Origin of the sequence: Mariniflexile gromovii (assembly GCF_017814435.1) — a bacterium.
In the GTDB taxonomy this organism is placed as follows: domain Bacteria; phylum Bacteroidota; class Bacteroidia; order Flavobacteriales; family Flavobacteriaceae; genus Mariniflexile; species Mariniflexile gromovii.
The window spans coordinates 125,412-144,957 of sequence record NZ_JAGJCB010000007.1 but is presented as its reverse complement, the minus strand read 5'-3'; the positions used below and the strand labels follow the sequence as shown (position 1 = coordinate 144,957).

General features: G+C 32.4%; 15 protein-coding genes and 1 tRNA gene. 11 read left to right on the top strand and 5 right to left on the bottom strand.

Annotated elements, in window-relative coordinates; genetic code table 11:
- Positions 1 to 190: 190 nt before the first annotated feature.
- From J8H85_RS09450 to J8H85_RS09430, 5 genes are all read left to right on the top strand, one after another.
- On the top strand, positions 191 to 1,612 hold the full coding sequence (locus J8H85_RS09450; RefSeq protein WP_209654951.1) for a sulfatase family protein: 1,422 nt from the start codon (positions 191 to 193) through the stop codon (positions 1,610 to 1,612).
- A 23-nt stretch (positions 1,613 to 1,635) separates the two neighbouring features.
- The gene (locus J8H85_RS09445; RefSeq protein ID WP_209654950.1) at positions 1,636 to 3,078 is read left to right on the top strand and encodes a hypothetical protein; all 1,443 of its coding nucleotides are present in this window, start codon (positions 1,636 to 1,638) and stop codon (positions 3,076 to 3,078) included.
- Positions 3,068 to 4,051: a glycoside hydrolase family protein gene (locus J8H85_RS09440; RefSeq protein ID WP_209654949.1), complete on the top strand. Its 984-nt coding sequence runs from the start codon at positions 3,068 to 3,070 to the stop codon at positions 4,049 to 4,051. The genes J8H85_RS09445 and J8H85_RS09440 overlap by 11 nt, the downstream gene beginning before the upstream one ends.
- 163 nt (positions 4,052 to 4,214) lie before the next feature.
- A complete protein-coding gene (locus J8H85_RS09435; RefSeq protein WP_209654948.1) occupies positions 4,215 to 4,931 on the top strand; it encodes a sialate O-acetylesterase in 717 nt (238 codons plus the stop codon).
- Positions 4,932 to 4,941: 10 nt separating this feature from the next.
- Entirely contained in the window at positions 4,942 to 6,360 is a 1,419-nt protein-coding gene (locus tag J8H85_RS09430) for a sulfatase family protein (protein WP_209654947.1), read from the top strand.
- 135 nt (positions 6,361 to 6,495) lie between these two features.
- On the opposite strand, the gene J8H85_RS09425 is transcribed toward J8H85_RS09430, so the two are convergent.
- Positions 6,496 to 7,524, bottom strand: a complete 1,029-nt coding sequence (locus J8H85_RS09425) for a LacI family DNA-binding transcriptional regulator (protein ID WP_209654945.1) — start codon at positions 7,522 to 7,524, stop codon at positions 6,496 to 6,498.
- A 161-nt stretch (positions 7,525 to 7,685) separates the two neighbouring features.
- Here J8H85_RS09425 and J8H85_RS09420 point away from each other — a divergent pair, with 161 nt between their 5' ends.
- The 3 genes from J8H85_RS09420 (at position 7,686) to J8H85_RS09410 (ending at position 10,762) form a co-directional block, all read left to right on the top strand.
- A complete protein-coding gene (locus J8H85_RS09420) occupies positions 7,686 to 8,732 on the top strand; it encodes a sugar kinase (RefSeq protein ID WP_209654943.1) in 1,047 nt (348 codons plus the stop codon).
- A 98-nt stretch (positions 8,733 to 8,830) separates the two neighbouring features.
- Entirely contained in the window at positions 8,831 to 10,048 is a 1,218-nt protein-coding gene (locus J8H85_RS09415; RefSeq protein ID WP_209654941.1) for a 6-phosphofructokinase, read from the top strand.
- 45 nt (positions 10,049 to 10,093) lie between these two features.
- Positions 10,094 to 10,762 carry a bifunctional 4-hydroxy-2-oxoglutarate aldolase/2-dehydro-3-deoxy-phosphogluconate aldolase gene (locus J8H85_RS09410; protein WP_209654939.1) on the top strand — a complete coding sequence of 223 codons (669 nt, stop codon included), beginning with the start codon at positions 10,094 to 10,096 and terminating at the stop codon, positions 10,760 to 10,762.
- A gap of 51 nt (positions 10,763 to 10,813) precedes the next feature.
- Here J8H85_RS09410 and J8H85_RS09405 read toward each other — a convergent pair whose 3' ends face one another.
- Positions 10,814 to 11,260: a hypothetical protein gene (locus J8H85_RS09405; RefSeq protein ID WP_209654938.1), complete on the bottom strand. Its 447-nt coding sequence runs from the start codon at positions 11,258 to 11,260 to the stop codon at positions 10,814 to 10,816.
- Between the two features lie 169 nt (positions 11,261 to 11,429).
- On the opposite strand from J8H85_RS09405, the gene trxB reads away from it, so the two are divergent.
- From trxB to J8H85_RS09390, 3 genes are all read left to right on the top strand, one after another.
- The gene (gene trxB, locus J8H85_RS09400; RefSeq protein WP_209654936.1) at positions 11,430 to 12,410 is read left to right on the top strand and encodes a thioredoxin-disulfide reductase; all 981 of its coding nucleotides are present in this window, start codon (positions 11,430 to 11,432) and stop codon (positions 12,408 to 12,410) included.
- Between the two features lie 106 nt (positions 12,411 to 12,516).
- Positions 12,517 to 12,591 (top strand) — tRNA-Pro (locus J8H85_RS09395).
- Positions 12,592 to 12,805: 214 nt separating this feature from the next.
- Complete coding sequence (locus J8H85_RS09390; RefSeq protein ID WP_209654934.1) at positions 12,806 to 14,062, top strand: site-specific integrase; 1,257 nt, start codon at positions 12,806 to 12,808, stop codon at positions 14,060 to 14,062.
- 373 nt (positions 14,063 to 14,435) lie between these two features.
- On the opposite strand, the gene J8H85_RS09385 is transcribed toward J8H85_RS09390, so the two are convergent.
- The 3 genes from J8H85_RS09385 to J8H85_RS09375 form a co-directional block, all read right to left on the bottom strand.
- Positions 14,436 to 16,472, bottom strand: a complete 2,037-nt coding sequence (locus J8H85_RS09385; RefSeq protein ID WP_209654932.1) for a UvrD-helicase domain-containing protein — start codon at positions 16,470 to 16,472, stop codon at positions 14,436 to 14,438.
- On the bottom strand, positions 16,462 to 18,309 hold the full coding sequence (locus J8H85_RS09380) for an ATP-dependent nuclease (protein ID WP_209654931.1): 1,848 nt from the start codon (positions 18,307 to 18,309) through the stop codon (positions 16,462 to 16,464). Before J8H85_RS09380 ends, J8H85_RS09385 begins: the two co-directional genes overlap by 11 nt.
- Positions 18,310 to 18,387: 78 nt before the next feature.
- Entirely contained in the window at positions 18,388 to 19,485 is a 1,098-nt protein-coding gene (locus J8H85_RS09375) for a Fic family protein (RefSeq protein ID WP_209654929.1), read from the bottom strand.
- Positions 19,486 to 19,546 lie beyond the last annotated feature (61 nt).

Below are 19,546 nucleotides of genomic sequence, written 5' to 3'. Positions count from 1 at the left end.
GTAATTATTTGATTTTTAAATATATGAGTGGTTTTCGATCTACCTGCCACCCCGATAAACCTATTTTTAATTTATAGAACTGTCTTCTTTTTAAATTCGAGATGTTTTTTTTGTTTTCATATAAAACTTAAATAATGAATGTGTAGACTTATTAAATTATCTTAATTTAATAGGCTAAATAAAGTAGACTATGAAAATACTAAGTACTTGTAAACTAGCACTTACCATTGGTGTTAATTTAATAATGCTAAGCAGTTATGCCCAAAAAAAGACAACAACCAGTAACCAACCCAATATTATTCTGCTTATGGCAGACGATCTGGGTTATGGCGATGTTGGCTTTAACAGCAATAAAAAAATAATAACGCCCAATTTAGACCTAATGGCAAAGTCTGGTGTGAAGTTTACAAATTTCTATGCCGCAGCGCCACTTTGTTCGCCTACACGGGCTAGTGTTTTAACAGGGAGAAGTCCGTTTCGTCAAGGTATTTTCGCAGCACATACTGGCGCTATGAGACCAGCAGAAAAAACCATAGCTGAGGTTCTAAAAAAAGAAGGTTACAAAACAGGCTTTTTTGGAAAGTGGCATTTAGGTTGGGTGCAGCCAGATGAAGTGGAGTCTAGAGGGATGTATTCACCACCTTGGCACCATGGTTATGAAGAAACATTTGCAACAAAAAGTGCGGTACCTACTTGGAACCCTACAAAAACACCAGAAGGGTGGACAGGTTTTGGTTCAGAAGATGATGGTTCATGGGGTGGTTCTATTTATGTACATAACGGCAAACCTGCAACCGAAAATTTAGATGGTGATGATAGCCGCATCATTATGGATAGAGCGATTCCGTTTTTAGAAAAATCCATTTCAAAAGACAAACCATTTTTTGCAACTATTTGGTTTCATACACCACACGAACCCGTTGTGGCTGGTCCAGAATATTTAGCGAAGTATCCCGATTTACCTTTAGCACAAAGGCATTATTACGGTGCTATTACAGCTATGGACGACCAAATAGGGCGTTTACGCGCGTTTTTGAAAGATAAAAACATTGAGGATAATACCATCATTTTCTTTTGTAGCGATAATGGTCATGCAGATCCGCTAGCTAAAAAAGGCATTGCTTCCGCTGGTCCTTTCACTGGGCATAAGCACCAAATGTGGGAAGGTGGTTTGCGTGTTCCTGCTCTGGCTTTATGGCCAAAACATATAAAAGAAGGAATCGTTTCAGATTTTCAAGCGAATACAAGCGATTATTTCCCAACCATACTGGATATTTTAAATATCCAACAGGATAAAAAAGTGCCTTTAGATGGGGTTAGCTTCAACCCAATTCTAAAAGGGGAATCTAAAGTTAGGAAAACGGCTTTTGCTTCGGGGTATCAAAGATTGTATAATGACACAGAACTATATGCTTATATAGATGGACAATACAAAATTTGTATTCCAGAAAAAGGAGATGAAATGATGCTTTTTGATATAAAAAACGACCCTGCCGAAAAACATAATTTAGCATTGGAAAAACCAGAATTATTAAAGAAAATGATGCTAGAGCTTGAAAAAGTTAAAGAATCATGGAAACAAAGTAGAGAAGGGAAAGATTATCAATGGTAATTGGATAAATATTTTTAATCAGAATGAAAAATATAATAATTGCTTTACTGATAGTTGGTGTTTTTGGGTGCAAAAGTTCAAATTCAAAAAGTACTAAAATCGCAGATTCAACTACAGAAAAATACCTTTTTGTTGATGCCAAAGTAAAAGTTTATAATAGTGATGGAACGAGAAGCTATAAAGATTATAAACCTTTTAAAACGCGTACTTTAGAATTATTACCGGATTTTCAAAATGAAAGCATTCAATTAAGTAAGTATGGCGGTGATTTAAATCAGCCAACTAATTTTGCTACTGGTTTTTATCATGTAAAAAAAGTAGGTGATCGTTGGTGGGGCATAGATCCTTTAGGCTATAAATATTTTAATATCGCTTTAAATGGCGTTACTGAAGGAAAATCAAAAAGAACTAAGGATGCTTTAATTGAAAAATTTGGTAACAAAACAAATTGGATGAACGAAACCGTTGATATGTTACAAGAAAATGGTTTCAATTGTGCAGGTTCGTGGAGCGATGTTGAAGCGATTGTAGAAGCTAACAAAACGCTTGAAAAACCAATGGCGTACACCATAATTTGGAACTTTATGAGCAGTCATGGGCGTAAACGAGGTGGAACACACCAGCAACCAGGGCATACGGGCTATCCAAATGATGCTATTTTTACGTTCGATCCAGAATTTGAAACCTTTTGTGACGAACATGCAAAACAGTTATTACAATACAAAGACGACCCAAATTTATTCGGACATTTTTCAGATAACGAAATGCCTTTTAAATTCAAATCCATAGATAACTTTTTAAAGTTGCCAAAAACCGATTACGGCTATAAAGCTGCTGTGCAATGGTTGAAGGAAAAAGGAATTTCAAAAGAAAAAATCAACGATGGACATCGCGAATTATTTATGGCTTATGTGGCCGATAAATATTTTTCTATAGTGTCCAAAGCCATTAAAAAATACGACACCAATCACATGTACATTGGTTCTCGTTTTTATGCTGAAGAAAAAAACCATGAAGAATTTATGAAAGTGGCTGGGAAACATTTAGATGTTATTTCAAACAACTATTACAATTATTGGACGCCTGATGCTGAACAAATGGCTAACTGGTCAAAATGGTCAGGTAAACCATTTATCGTAACCGAGTATTATGTTAAAGGTGAAGATTCCGGTATGGGAAATACCAGTGGTGCAGGTTGGATTGTTAGAACCCAAAAAGATCGCGGTTTGTTTTATCAAAATTATAACCTTGCACTTTTAGAATCTAAAAACTGTGTAGGCTGGCATTATTTTAAATACCAAGACAACGACCCAACTGCCAAAGGAGTAGATCCTTCAAACATTGATGCCAACAAAGGTGTTGTGAGTAACGAATATGAAGTTTGGAAACCCATGATGGAAAAAATGAAAGAAATAAACACCAATGTATATAATCTAATAGAATATTTCGATAACCATGCAAATTAGAAACACCTATTTCAATACCATCTGTAAATTCAGTTGTTTTTTTATCTTAATTGGTGCTACATCATGTGTGTCTGCTTCCAAAATGTTGGTGGACGATAATTATTCTTTTGTACGTTCAGATAACAACCCCATTATTTATCCAGATATGGAAGGTTTAGAAGGCGATTTAGGCAAAAACATAAATGGGCCTTCTGTAATTAAAGTACCAAATTGGGTTGAAAATCCTTTAGGAACCTATTACATGTATTTTGCAGACCATCATGGTAAATTCATTCGGTTGGCTTATGCAAATTCTCCTATCGGACCGTGGACTGTTTACAAACCGGGAGTACTTCATATAGATAATACAGCAGCCAAAGGACATATTGCTTCACCAGATATTATTATGGATGAAGCAACGAAAACCATCAGAATGTATTTTCATGGCTATAATCAGGACAAATCAGGACAAAAAACTTTTGTAAGCACTTCTAAAGATGGGTTGAATTTTACAGCTTCTGAAACCATATTAGGACCTTCCTATTTTCGAGTTTTTAAATATGAATCCGATTATTATGCTTTGGTTTCAGGGACTTTTTACCGTTCTAAAGATGGTATGACCCCATTTGAAAAAGGTGCTACCATATTACCAAAAGCGAGACATACAGCGGTTACTTTAAGTGGCGATAACCTTATTGTATTTTATTCGCAAAAAGGGGATGCTCCTGAAAGGATTCTTAAGTGTGAAGTGAATCTTTCTGAAGGAACTTGGAAGGATTGGAAAGCAGGCGACCAAACAGAAGTTTTAAAACCAGAAAAGGATTATGAAGGCGTAAACCTTCCTATTCAAGAATCTGTAAAAGGATTTTCAAAAGTGCCAATGCACGAATTAAGAGATCCCGCTATTTTTATTGATAAAAATGAGGTGTATCTCTATTATTCCATAGCTGGTGAGTTTGGAATTGCAGTGGCAAAACTCAAAAAAATCAAATAAATAAAATCCTATTTAATAAACAGTATGGTGAATCTAAAATGCTTCCAGAATACTTTAAAGAAAATGCTATATTACCGCAAAGGTTGAAATAATTCTGTAAAAAATGAAAGACAAGAAAATAATTTTACTAGTATGGGTTGGTTTGTTATTTCAATGTAACTCAATGAAACAAGTTTCTGAAAGTAAACAAGAACCCATGGAGATATACTTGTGTATTGGTCAATCCAACATGGCAGGTAGAGCTCCCATAGAAACACAAGATCGTGATAGTTTAAACAACGTGTTTTTGTTTACAAATGATGAAAATAAGCCTTGGGAAAAAGCAGCGAATCCTTTAAACAAGTATTCGACCGTTAGAAAACATATCGATATGCAAAAATTAGGACCAAGTTATGGTTTTGCAAAAACAATGGCACAATCAAGACAAGGAAAACGCATCGGTTTGGTTGTTAATGCTAAAGGAGGCACATCTATAGAAGAATGGAAACCCGGTGATACTTTATATAATGAAGCTGTGAATCAAACAAAAAAAGCTCTAAAACATGGTGTTTTAAAAGGCATTATTTGGCATCAAGGAGAAACAAACGCATCAAGATATAAAGCTTATATGCCCAAAATTACAGAACTTATAGAATCATTACGAAAGGATTTCAACGCGCCAAACTTACCCTTTGTTGCGGGGCAATTATCACCAGACAAACCACAACGAAATGATTTCAACCAAATGATATTAGAACTGCCAACCAAAGTAAAAAATACGGGGGTTATTACTACTGAAAACACAGCAACCATAGATAACACCCATTTTGATAGTGCAAGTCAGCGGCTTTTAGGAGAACGCTATGCCATAGAAATGTTAAAGCTAATTTCAAAAGAATAGAACTTCAATCATGAATAACATTATAAAAACAATCGCATTATTGTTAGTATGGAGTTTTCAGTCTAATCATGCTCAAAGTGTAAAAACCACTTCTGAGAATAAAACACGACCAAATATTCTGCTCATTATATCAGACCAACATTCGGGAAGAGTGATGTCGCAAGTAGGTTATAAGCATGTAAATACACCGGGTATTGATAAACTTGCCGATGAAGGCGTAACCTTTACCCGTAGTTATTGCACCTATCCCGTGTGTATGGCTTCTAGAGCTTCATTGATGACTGGTTATATGCCAAACAAAAGTAATTCTAATTTAATGGCATATAATTCCATTGGAAAAACATTAAAGGAAACAGGTTATACTACGGCTTATTTTGGGAAGTGGCACGTTTCGAACTCAAAAATAAAAGAGGTAGAGGATTGGCATGGTTTTGAAACTTACAAACAAGAATATAACGATACTAAAACAGCCAAATTATCAACAGATTTTATCAGTCAGAAACACGATAAACCATTTTTCTTGGTTACATCGTTGTTAAATCCACACGATTGTTGCGAATTGGCACGAAATATTTCTGGATTGGGAGATGATTACCACGATGGTGCTGTAGAAGAAAATAAACCTATTGAGGAATGTCCACCACTACCAGTTAATTTTAAAATTCCTGAAAATGAAGCGGAAGGTTTTTATACCAGAAGAACACCAGATTCTACGGATAAAGTAAATTTCGGAAAACACCCTGTGAAGTATTGGGAAGAACAAGAATGGCGCCAATACATGTATGGTTACGATAGGTTGGTTGAAAAAATGGACGACCATATTTTAACCATCGTTAATACGCTAGAAAATCAAGGACTTTTGGAAAACACCATTATTTTTTACACTTCCGATCATGGTGATGGTCATGGGTCGCATGAATGGAACCAGAAAATGACTTTTTATGAAGAATCCATCAATGTACCGTTTGTAATTTCTTGGAAAGGGCATACAAAATCGGGAGTTATCGATTCAAAAACACTTACTTCCAATGGATTGGATTTATATCCCACTATTTGTAAAATGGCAGGTGTGATAATAGATGAATCGTTACCTGGTGAAAACTTAAGTGCTTATATCTTAAAGGATGCGAAACAACCTAAGGAAACTAGAAAATATGTGGTTTCAGAACTGAATCAAAAAGAAGAAAACAAACCGAAAGGACGCGAATTTGTGGGGCGTATGGTAGTAACAGAAAACTATAAATATTTCCTTTTTGATGGTGGGGAGCATCCAGAGCAGTTTTTTGATGTAAAAAATGACCCTGAAGAATTGAAACCTTTAATCTATTCAAAAGAGCATCAAAAGGAAATTGCAGCACATAGAAATATGTTGAAAGAATGGATTAAGAAAACGGGTGATGATTTTCCTATTAAAGTGATTCCTAAATAAAAAATGAAACGAGTATTTCTTGTTTTGTCACAAAAGTTTTTCGGGTAATTCCATATTAGGAAAAACTGATATAGGAACTTTTGGAAACAATAATTTTTAGATTGAATACAATGAATTATAAAAATTAATATCCTATTATTTTTTCACATTTGAAGAATCTCTTACTATCAATTCGGCATCAAGAATTTTTTTATTTAATGTTTGCTTTATTTCAGGGTTGTTTACACGTTCTAAAAAAGTTAAAGCTGCTTGTTTTCCAATTTCAGTACTATGTTGGTCTATACTGGAAATTGTTGGGGTTACCATGGAAGTAAAGGGTTCGTTTCCAAAGCCCACTAAAGCAATATCGTTAGGTATATTAATGTTGTTTTCATTAAGTACTTGCAAGGAGCCTAAAGCAGCATAATCGCCAGCAACATACACAGCATCCGGTCTGTTTTCCAACGCTAAAAGTTGTGTCATTTTTTCTCTGCCATCTTCAATAGTAAGGCTACTTTCAATAAGCAAAGCTTCATCTAAAGGTAAATGGTGTTTTTTTATGGCATCAATGTAACCTCTAATCCTGTTATTAAAAATGCGAGTATGCCTGTATCCACCAATATGGGCAATACGTTTACACCCTTGCTGCACTAAATGTTCAACAATCATATGGCTACTGTCGTAATCGTTAATACCAATATAATCTACATTCAAATCATTTTCACCACGGTCAAATAAAATTAGCGGTATACCTTTAGATTTAACTTTTTCAAAGTAATCAAGCTTAACGGTTTCATTTGCCATAGAGGCGATAATACCATCAACTTGAGTAAACAAAAGGGTATCTATATTACTGCATTCTTTTTTATAGGATTCGTTGGATTGGGTAATAATGATATTATAGCCTTCTTTATTTAAAACTTCTTCAATATTTTGAATAACCGAAGAGAAGAAGTTGCTGTTGGTTCTAGGTACAATAACGCCCACCAAGTTACTTTTTCCTTTACGAAGCGCACTTGCTAAATGGTTTGGTTGATAGTTTAAGTCTTTAGCAACTTTTTTTACAGCTTCTTTGGTTTTAGCACTTATTCGAGAATCATCGTTTAAAGCCTTTGAAACAGCTGCAGGCGAGATGTTTAAAACGCTAGCAATGTCTTTTATTGTAGTTTTTTTTTTGTTTCTCAATTTTTTGTATATTTTTGCTTAAACGTTTAAGCAAAAATAGCACATTAGTTTTTATAAACAAAACAGATAAGTTATTTAATGTTTTAGTATATTTACTAATAAGCCATTGCTTAAACGTTTAAGCAGAATTTTAATTAACTAAATTTTATAATTATAATAACATGAGTAGAGTAGTAACATTTGGAGAGATCATGCTAAGATTAGCACCTCAAGGATTTTTAAGATTTTCACAAGCAGACAATTTTGATGTTGTTTATGGTGGTGGAGAATCTAACGTAGCAGTATCATTAGCTAATTATGGTATTTCTGTAGATTTTGTAACACGTTTACCTAAAAATGACATAGGCGAATGTGCTATGATGGAAATGCGCAAAAGAGGCGTTGGTGTAGATAAAATTGTATGGGGTGGAGAGCGCCTAGGTATTTATTTCTTAGAAACTGGAGCGGTATCTAGAGGTAGTAAAGTAGTTTATGATAGAGTATATTCTTCAATGTCTACCATTCAATCTGGTATGATTAACTGGGAAGAAGTATTTAAAGGCGTAGAGTGGTTCCACTGGACAGGTATTACACCTGCTATTTCTCAAAGTTCTGCCGATGTATGTTTAGAGGCTGTAAAAGCTGCTAGCAAATTAGGCGTTACTATTTCAACCGACTTAAACTACCGTGCGAAGCTTTGGAAGTATTGCGATGCTGCAAAAAGAGAAGAAATCATGACTGAGTTAACATCTTATTGTGATGTGGTTTTAGGAAATGAGGAAGATGCTGAAATGCACTTTGGTATCAAGCCAGCAGGAGCAGCAGTTCAAACTCACGGTCACGATGTAAAGGCTGAAGCGTTCTTATCTGTTTGTCAACAAATGATGAAAAAATTCCCAAGAGCTAAAAAAGTAATTACTACGTTAAGAGGTTCTATTTCTGCATCTCACAATACTTGGGCAGGGGTTTTATATGATGGAAAACAAATGTTACAAACCCGTCAATACCAAATTACCGATATCGTTGATCGCGTAGGTGGTGGTGATTCTTTTATGGGTGGATTAATCTACGGATTGTTAACATACCCAGATAACGATCAAAATGCATTAGATTTTGCTGTAGCTGCATCTTGTTTAAAACACACTATCAAAGGTGATGCTAACTTAGTAACTGTTGATGAAGTAACCAAACTTATGGGTGGTGATGCTTCTGGTAGAGTTGCTAGATAACAATAGATTTTAAATACATTAACCTGTAAGGTTTTCAAAACCTTACAGGTTTTAATTGAATCTAAAATTCCCAACTAAACTAAATCCTTCTATATAATATGAAAAAATCGATTGCAATTATTTGTGGTGGTGGTCCAGCACCTGGGATTAATACTGTTATTAGCACTTTGGCCAAAACTTTTTTAAAAGACGGCTACAACGTTATAGGAGTACATCATGGATATAAAGGATTGCTTTCTGATAACCCCTCTCTAGTACATTTTGATTTTCATCATGCCGATCGTATTTTTAGTCGTGGTGGTTCTACTTTAATAATGAGTAGGTTTAAACCAAAAGACAGCGATTTTAATGCTGATTTTTTTAAAAAGCATAATGTAAAGTTATTGGTTACTATTGGTGGCGATGATACGGCTTCTACAGCTAATAGATTAACCAAATATGTGAATACGCAGAATTTAGATGTAGCCCATGTTCATGTTCCTAAAACCATAGATAACGATTTGCCATTGCCAGATAGAAACCCAACCTTTGGTTTTCATACGGCAAAAGACGAAGGTGTGCGTATAGGCAATACGGTTTATGAAGATGCTAGAACCAGCGAAAATTGGTTTGTGGTGGCAGCTATGGGGCGTTCTGCAGGTCATTTGGCATTTGGCATTGCATCGGCATGTCATTATCAAATGATGATTATTCCTGAAATGTTCAATAAAACGAACATCACTTTCGAGAAAATCATCAATATGATTATTTCTTCAATTGTTAAGTGCAAAATTCAAGGTATTGAATATGGTGTGGCGTTGGTTAGTGAAGGTGTTTTTCATTTTATGGAACAAGATGAAATCATAAATTCTGGAATTAACTTCACATATGATGATCACGGACATCCAGAATTGGGTAATGTTAGTAAGTCGCATATTTTCAACTATTTATTACAAGTTAAATTGAAAGAATTAGGGTTGGATATAAAATCAAGACCGGTAGAACTTGGTTACGAATTAAGATGTTGTCCTCCAATTGCATTCGATTTAACCTTGTGTACCTTACTAGGTATTGGTGTTAAAAAATTATTTGATGAAGGCAAAACGGGTTGTATTGTTAGTGCCAATTCACGTGGCGACATCACACCATTATATTTAAAGGATTTTGAAGATGAAAATGGCAAAATCCCACCTAGGTTAGTGGATATCAATTCAGATATGGCCCAACTATTTATTAATAATCTATTCTATATAAAAGAAAAGGATTATGAAGAGGCAAAAAAGTATGTTCCAAACCCTGAAGCATACGATTTTAAGAAAATATTAAACTGGAACTAAAATAAATTCCAAAGAATAAAAATAATAATAAAAAACAACAATAAAATGGCACAATTTTCAAGATTAGAAGTGGCTCAAGCAATGAAAGATACTGGGATGATTCCTTTGTTTTTCCATAATGATATTGAGTTAAGTAAAAGAGTATTAAAAGCATGTTACGATGGTGGAGCAAGATTGATGGAATTTACAGCTCGTGGCGATTTTGCTCACGAAGTTTTTGGAGAATTAACTAAATATGCTATCAAAGAATTACCAGGTATGATAATGGGTGTAGGTTCTGTTACAGATGCAGGACAAGCAACTTTATATATGTCTTTAGGTGCAAACTTTATTGTAACGCCTGTTTTAAGAGAAGATATTGCCATTGCCTGTAACCGTAAAAAAGTATTATGGTCTCCAGGCTGTGGAACATTAACTGAAATAGCAAGAGCAGAAGAGTTAGGTTGCGAAATAGTAAAACTTTTCCCTGGTGATATTTACGGACCACAATTTGTAAAAGGAATTAAAGGCCCACAACCTTGGACAAGTGTTATGCCAACAGGTGGTGTGTCTCCAACAGAAGAAAACCTAAAAGGTTGGTTTGATGCTGGTGTAACCTGCGTTGGTATGGGGTCTCAATTAATTTCTAAAGATATTATTGCCAATAAAGATTACGCTAAACTAGAGCAAGATGTTAAAGCTGCTTTAGCAATTGTAAAAGCAGTTAGAAAATAATTTTAATATTTTCAATTTAAAAAGAGGCTGAACCTAATAGTTCAGCTTTTTTTATTCCACCCGTTTGTAGTTTTCAGCATATATGGGGTGTCCCATACTATCAATTTCAATTTGAGTAAATTTGTTTTCGTCAATCAAAATATCAAAAACAAATTTATTTTGAGCCTTAAGTCGGCTATTCATAGCTTTAGAACCATAATCTAAAACTTCGGTCAATTTACCATCTCTAAAAGTGTAATCTCCTACACCAAACCAATCTAAAGAATCCCAAGCCTGTAAACGGCTCCACATAATTTTAGTTTTGGAATACATTTTCATTTGTTTGTATTCGTTTGAAGATCTTATGGTGTCTACAGAGCCATCGTTTTTATAGTTCAAAAAGCTAACTAATTCCCACGCGCCTTCTAAAGTATATTCTTTTACAGTGGGCTCAACAGTGTTTTTCTTATTGCAAGAAAGAAAAATAAAGGTGCATAAAATAAATGTAATGGTTTTCATGATCTGTTTATTTAATTAATAATCAAACTATTACAATTTACGAAAAAATAAAGGATTAGTTTGTTAGAATAGTTAGATGTTATAATATGATAATATCTTTTGATACTTTTAATGTAAGTTTTAATTCAAAAATTCTACTTTTGTTTAAGATTAAAATCAATAGCGAATTATGTCAGATACAATTGAGAAAATAAAATGTTTAATAATTGGTTCGGGACCTGCGGGTTATACAGCAGCAATTTATGCAGCTAGGGCCAACATGAAACCTGTATTATACCAAGGAGCACAACCAGGAGGCCAATTAACAACAACGAATGAAGTTGAAAATTTTCCTGGGTACCCAGATGGAATTACAGGTCCGGAAATGATGATGGAGTTACAAAAACAGGCAGAACGTTTTGAAACCGATGTGCGCGATGGTTGGATTACTAAAGTAGATTTTTCAGGCGATGTACATAAAGTATGGGTAAATGATACAAAAGAAATTCATTGCGATACCGTTATTATTTCAACAGGTGCTTCGGCTAAATACTTAGGTTTAGATTCTGAACAAAAATATTTAAAATTAGGAGGTGGAGTATCAGCCTGTGCGGTTTGTGATGGCTTCTTTTATAGAAACCAAGAAGTGGTTATTGTAGGAGCGGGCGATTCGGCATGTGAAGAAGCGCACTACCTTTCTAAGTTGTGTAAAAAAGTAACCATGTTAGTTAGACGTGATGAATTTAGAGCTTCTAAAATTATGGCTAACAGAGTTAAAAACACTCCGAACATTGAGATACTTTTTAACACAGAAACTGATGAGGTTTTAGGAGATGGACAAGTGGTTACCGGAGTTCGGGTTTTTAATAACCAAACAAAAGAAAAGCACGAAATACCAGCAACAGGATTTTTTGTGGCCATTGGGCATAAACCGAATACAGACATATTTAAAGATTTTTTAGAGTTGGATGAAACAGGGTATATCATAAACGTACCAGGAACATCAAAAACAAATGTAGATGGTGTATTTGTATCGGGTGATGCGGCCGACCATGTGTACAGACAAGCCATTACCGCTGCAGGAACTGGATGTATGGCGGCATTGGATGCTGAACGTTATTTAGCAGGTAAAGACGCTACTTTTGAAGTGTCTACCTCTACTTATAATTAAAATACAAAAAAATAAAATGGAAGCCGAAGTAATTTCTTCGGCTTTTTTTTATGAATTGATTTTCTTAATTTATTAAAATGTGTTTTCTTTGGAAACAATTTTAAAACGGGATGTGGCGCAGTCCGGTTAGCGTACACGGCTGGGGGCCGTGTGGTCGCAGGTTCAAATCCTGTCATCCCGACGAACCCTATTTTTATAAAATTAAAACACTGTTAATTATGTGATTTTCAGTATTTTAATTTTAATTGATTTCAAATGAAATCAATTAAAATCAACTAAAAGGTGTACTATTCGGTGAGTCATTTCTAATCGGAATTGTCGTAATTTTAAAGAGCTTTTAAGAGCAATTTGACTTTTGTTTTACAATTAAAATTGTTTAACTTAAAACTCGTAAAATGAAGACAAACACCACATTTTCAGTACTTTTCTTCACAAGGAAATTATCAAATTCAGCAGATAAATTATCAATTTATGCTCGCATAACCGTTAATGGAAAACGTTCAGAAATTAGTTTAAAAAGAATCGTCCTAGTGAGTGAATGGGATGTCAATAAGGCTAGATGTAGGGGAAATACATACAAAATTAAATTTTTAAATGCTTATCTCGATGAGGTATATAGTAAATTACTTGATTGCCAAAAGCAATTATTTGTGGAAGGTAAAATGGTTTCTGCCAATTCTATAAAAGCTAGATTCTTGGGTGAAGATGAAAATCATAGGACATTAAGAGATATTATTGAGTACCATAATTTAAACATGATTGATGTTTTAAAGTTTGGTACCATGAAGAATTATTATACCACCGAAAAATATTTGTATAAATTTTTGGGCGATGTGCTAAAGGCAAACGATATTTATTTAAAGCAACTAAATCATAGCTTTATTTGTGATTTTGAGATTTTTCTAAGGAATCATAAGAATCCCAAGAATGAATTGACTTTAAGAAATAATGGTGTTATGAAGCATTTAGAACGCTTAAAAAAGATAATAAATCTTGCTTGCAAATTGGAATGGATTAACAAAAACCCATTTCAGATGTTCCAGTTAAAATTTAAAAAGTTTGACAGACAGTACCTTTCCGAAAGAGAATTGGAACTTATCGAAAATACATTTTTCACAAAAGAGGGTTTGGAACGGGTCAAGGACTGCTTTTTGTTTGCTTGTTATACAGGTCTATCTTATGTTGATGTCAAAATGCTAAAAAGCAATCATATCACTAGAGGTATTGATAATAATTATTGGATTTTTACCAAACGAGAAAAAACAAATGAAACGGTTAAGATTCCTATTCTGCCCAAAGCTCTACAAATTATAAAAAAATATAAAGCCCTTTCCAAACTCAATAATGATGAAAAAGTATTACCTCTTTATTCTAATCAGAAAATCAATGTTTATCTAAAGGATATAGCTATAGATTGTGGTATTCATAAAAACTTAACTTTCCATGTTGCCAGACATACCTTTGCTACCACTGTTATGCTTTCTAATGGAGTGCCTTTGGAAACCGTATCAAAGCTTTTAGGTCATACTAAGCTTTCTACAACTCAAATCTATGCTAGAGTTGTGGAAACCAAAATAAGTGAAGATATAGATAACTTATTACAGCGATTTGAAAGAAAAAAGAGGGAATTACAGAAAGAAGTTATAAGGTAAAATAAAATTCCCTTTTAATACACCTATACGTTAGGATAATGTATCAAAAGGGAATTAAATTAGCAATTACCTTGAATAATTTTTCAAACAACTTTAAAAAGTTATTGTACTTCAAAAGTAATAGCAATTTTTTAATTATTATTTAGAAATGGATTATTAGGTAGCGAAGGGATTATAACCCCATCCGAAACCTGTAATATTTATAGGCGTTTGAAGAAGTCATTAATTTGAGGTGTCTATATAACTACCTTATTAATTAATTTGGTTTATTATCAAATGACTTTCATTCTGAAATCTAAGACACAAAATTCTGTTATTTAAAAAAACTAAATAAGTTGAAACGACTAAAGAATTTTTCTATCATAATCTCAGCTTAATTATTTCTTATTTCTTCAACTTCCCAAAAACCACCCTTAGAGTGACATAAACTATCTAAACAATCTTCTACATTCTCTTTTAAAACCACAAAACATAATAAATGAGTTGGTCTAGAAAAACCTACATACATCATTTTAAGTGCTTGTTTGTCATAAGTTCCTTCACACATATGTTCTTCAAGTAGTAATGGATTTGATGTTTTCTTTCCTTTTCTTTTAATAATTTTATTCGTTTCATAAAGAGGTCTTTGATATGCAGATTCAATATACATTGTTGCACAATGCGTTTGTCCTTTTACAGCATGTACAGAAGCTAACTCTATATTAATTTCTTCTTTTTCTGTAGCAGATTGCTTTACAATTTCAATTGGTTGAAAGATCTCCGAATCAATAAATTCTTTCGATTGGTTAATAGTTTTTGGGACATAATTTTCTTCATTTGACCAGTTTTGACCTATGAAGACTTTACTTGAAATAAAATCTTTCATTTCATTAAACACTTCTTCATACTTATTACGAATAACTATATCAAAACACCAAGAGAATAATTTTGATTTAAAATCATTGTAAAATGCTTCACCTTGATTTTTAATAAACTGCATTAAAGTGGATTTTCTATATCGTTTGCCCTTATTATCCTTAATGCCTTCTAAATCTAAAATCCTTGTAAATCCATTAAGTATTGATTTTCTAATAGATTCTAATGTCAATTTTTCTTTGTCATAATGATATAAATATTTTTTGAAGCAATCAAAGTCTTCTTTTCTCGATTTACTTTCTTTAGAATATTCAGAAAACAATTTTTTTAGGTATACTTCTTTATTTTCATCCTCTTTTTCTGTTATCCAACTTACTATTTTAAAACCATTATCAATGTTTTTTTTGCATTGTTGTAAATTATATTTTTTTATTAAATCAATGAATTTGTTTTTAATCTGTTCACCAGTTGTCTTTCTGTTTATAATTATTAAATGAGGATATAAATTTGATTCCTCAAATTTTCCAACAACTCTATATTTTTCAAGTCTTTCAAGAACAAATTTATCCACTAAAACAGCAGTTTTAGGGCTTAATCTTAAAGAATTTTGAATATTCAAATCTTTATATTTCAATGGTTCTTTATCTTGTCTCGTTCTCCAATCACATGTTTGTTTAACTTTCTTACCTGAACCATAAATTGATTGATTTTTATCACCTATTCTTTGAATTATTGTTTCAGAATCTTCTTCAAAAAATATATCGTCAATAATCTTAATTTGATATTCTTCTAAGTCTTGCATTTCATCAATGAAAACATATTTGAATCTTTTTTGAATGATTTTCTTAGTATCTTTATTGGATAATAAATATTGTTTTGAATAAAAATAACAATCATCATAATGTAAAAGGCCTTCCTTAAATAATTTAGTTTTACAATCCTTAATAAAATCTAAAACTTTTGTTATCTTTTCTATTTCAGTATTTTGGTTAATCCATTTTTGAGGTATATTAAATTTAATTTCCTCATTATCAAATTCATTACAAATAATTAAATTACCTTCTACGTCTAAATTAAATCTTGATTTATAAAAAATGTTTGTATCTCTTTTTGAAAAATATGAAATTGAATCTTTAGCATGTTTTAAAAAAAAATCAAATCTTTTCTTGTATTCAAAATCGTCAATTACCTTAAATTTAAATTTGTTTTTTTGAGTAAAATGAGGTATAGCCAAAAATCTATTTACAAAACTTTGAATAGTTCCAACAAAATTAGGGTATTCAAAAAGTTGAGGACAATGCTTTTTTAGTTTCTTTTCAATTTCGTCAATTGCATGATTTGTATGTGCTAAAACTAAAATTCCTGAACCATCTTCAAAAGGCATGTTTTGAGAAATACAATATAATTTGGCTATTAAAGTTGTAGTTTTTCCACTGCCTGGAACGGCTAGTAAATCACAGGTTTTAAGATTTTTTATAAATTTCTTTCTTTTTGAATCAAAATTTCCATTAATGAAAATTTTTTCAGCTTGTTCAATGTGTTTTTCAATTTCCATTTTTACCAGCGTGCTTTATGGCTTTAACCACATAAAAAAAAGTGTCATTTTCTTGAAAACTAAGGAGCTTCATTTTTTTTATTTCTTCACTTAATTCATAAGCTAATTGTGTTTTATCAAGACTTTTACTTAATAATAACTTTGCCAGACCAATTTCCCAATCATGTTCTTTTTTACAATCTTTAAATGTTTGAGAATGAACTTTATTCAAAACAGTTTTAAATGCTTCTCCTAAAGTATCAGACTTTAACAAACACCATTCAAAAGTCCATAGGTTCGAGACAAATGGTTTTACAAATTCATTTTCTTTCTCTAATAAATCCTTTTCTTTTATTTTCCTTAGTTCATCATGATTTGCAATTTCTTGTTTTATAAATAAATATTGTTTATTCTTATCTATATTCTTATGTTCTCCGTTTTCATCAACTTCTACTTCTCTTTCATATTCTCTCTCATCTAAATCAGAAATTATTGATACAGGAACTTTTAAAACTTTATTATCTTCTCTTATAAATATTTTTGCAAAATGGAGGTATGCCGTAGAACCAACATTTACGATTGAAATTTCATTACTAGTTAAATCATAACTTATCATTTTGGCAATTTCAGGTATTAAAATTTCTTCTGACCAACCTTCAACTATAATAATACCTTTAGCAAAAAACAAATTAGACTTTGTTACGTCTAAAAATCTTTTTAAATATTCATAGCTATTTTCATATTTACTTTTTTGAATTTCTTTACCAAGGAGAGTATAGCGTTCTCCTAAAGGAAAAACATCTTCATTCTTACAAACAATTAAAGACTTTAAATCAACTTTTGATGCAATATTGGGGCTATGTGTCGTAAGAATGAATTGAATTTCATTTTTAGCTTCTTTATCGAGTGTTTCAATAATCTTCATTTGAGCTTGTGGATGCAAATGAGCTTCTAACTCTTCAATCATGCATAATTTTAAACCATCATAGTTTTCTTTTTTTATATGAAGTAATTCGGCAGCCATAAAAAGCCTATTCATTGTACCTAAACCTAAATTGGTTTGGCTGTCAATACCTAAAGATATTTTTTCTAGTATATTCTTTATTTCTGCCTCAGTTATATCAAATTTTGAAAAGTGCTTATTATCAATAAAACTCTCTAGAAAACTATTAATTGGTTTTACTATCTGATCTTTATTGCTCTTTATACCTTCGCTTTTATCATCTTTATTAAAATAATTTTTAATCAATGTATTAGCATCATTAAAAATTATTTCTAATTCATGTTTTGTTCCTTTTACTTTTTTAAAAAGTTTATGCTCTTGCAAAATTTGAGAAAGTCTTGAATTCTTTTTTGCCATTAATTCACTATCGGCATCGCGCAAAGCTTTAAGATAAGTACATTTCAAATAATCTCTTGCTTCTGCATTTAAAAGATAACCTGTTCCATCCATTCCAGCTTTTACATCTGATGGGATTATTCTATTATCTCTTATTTCAGCTTGATAAATTAAAATGAGTTTTGGGCGTTTTTCTCCATTTTCATCATTCCAGCCTAACCATTCTATAAAATGTTTAGCTTCTTCATTAGTAATGCCTTTGAAATGTACTTCAATACGTAATTTTTCAGAATCTTTTTTAAAATCAGATTTCTCAACTTTAATCCATTCATAGGCGTGAGTCTTTAAGACCAATTTTATTGCGTCTAAAATTGCTGATTTACCAGAATCATTTTCTCCAATTAAGATATTCATTCCTTTTTCAAAAGGAACTAATAAATCAGGGGTATCTAAGTCTAAAATATTTGAACCTAATCCATATTTTCTAAAATTCCAAAGTTTTAATTCTGATATATACATGTTATCTTTAGCTTAAGAAGCTTTTAGACAAATAATAAAAACCTCCACATTATTCCTTTTTAATTAATATAGTTTCCCTTATCTCCCTCTCAAAACTTCCATTAATTTAAAATTCAAATACAACTTTTCTTTACCTACTTGCTCACTTTTTAAGAACCCGTGATTTTCTAATTCCTTAAGATAATTCCCTACTGTTTTTAAATTTCCTAAACCTACCTTTTCTAATTGGTTTCTTTTGGTGTAAGGCAATCTAAATAATTCTTCCATTAAATCTTTGGAATATATTTTAGGCAATTTATTTTGTATTTCTGTTGCCATATGATTCATTAGTTCTTCTATTTTAGCAATCTGCTCCCTTCCTTTTAATGCTGTTTGTTCTACCATATCCAGCATAAAAATAATCCAATCTTGCCAATTTTCTTCTTCAGTTACTTTTCTTAAATTGGTGTAATACTCGGCTTTATGTTGGATAATATAATTACTTAAAAATAATGCTGGCAATTCCAATAAACCAGTCATTTTGAGATATAACAATAAAATGATTCTCCCCGTACGTCCGTTCCCGTCAAAGAATGGATGTATTGCTTCGAACTGATAATGAATGACTGCCATTTTTACTAATGGGTCAATAGTGTCTTCTGCATGGATAAAGTCTTCTAAATTTTTTAGTTTTTCTCTTATGACGTTCTCTCCTTCGGGCGGTGTATAAACCACCGTATTATTTGCAGGGTTTTTTAATTGTGTGCCTGGTGCATTTCTAATACTAGACTGATTTTCTTTAATAATCCGTGCTAAAGCAATGAATAGATTCGTGTTTAAAATGGGCCGCTTTTCAATTTGCTCCACCCCATACCATAATGCATCTTTATAATGCATAACTTCTTTAGTTGCTGGATTATCATTTCTCTTTTCGGCTATGGAAGCTTTGAATAATTCGTCTTGGGTGGTAATGATGTTTTCAATGGCAGAACTGGCCTGTGCTTCTTGTAAGTTGATGGTGTCAATAAATAACGTCGGATTAGGCAAATTGGTTATAGCTCCTTTTAGCTCTGACAAGGCTCTACTAGCACTGATAGTTTTTTTTAGAATGACCATATTTTCTATTTCCATTTTAGGTGGCAATAGAGGTAAACTGTTATATGGTATTTCTGGATTATATATTGATTTGCTATTCATACTTGTAATCTTGAACAAGGGTGTTTTTTGCCCTTGTTTTATATTCAAGCGTAAATATAGC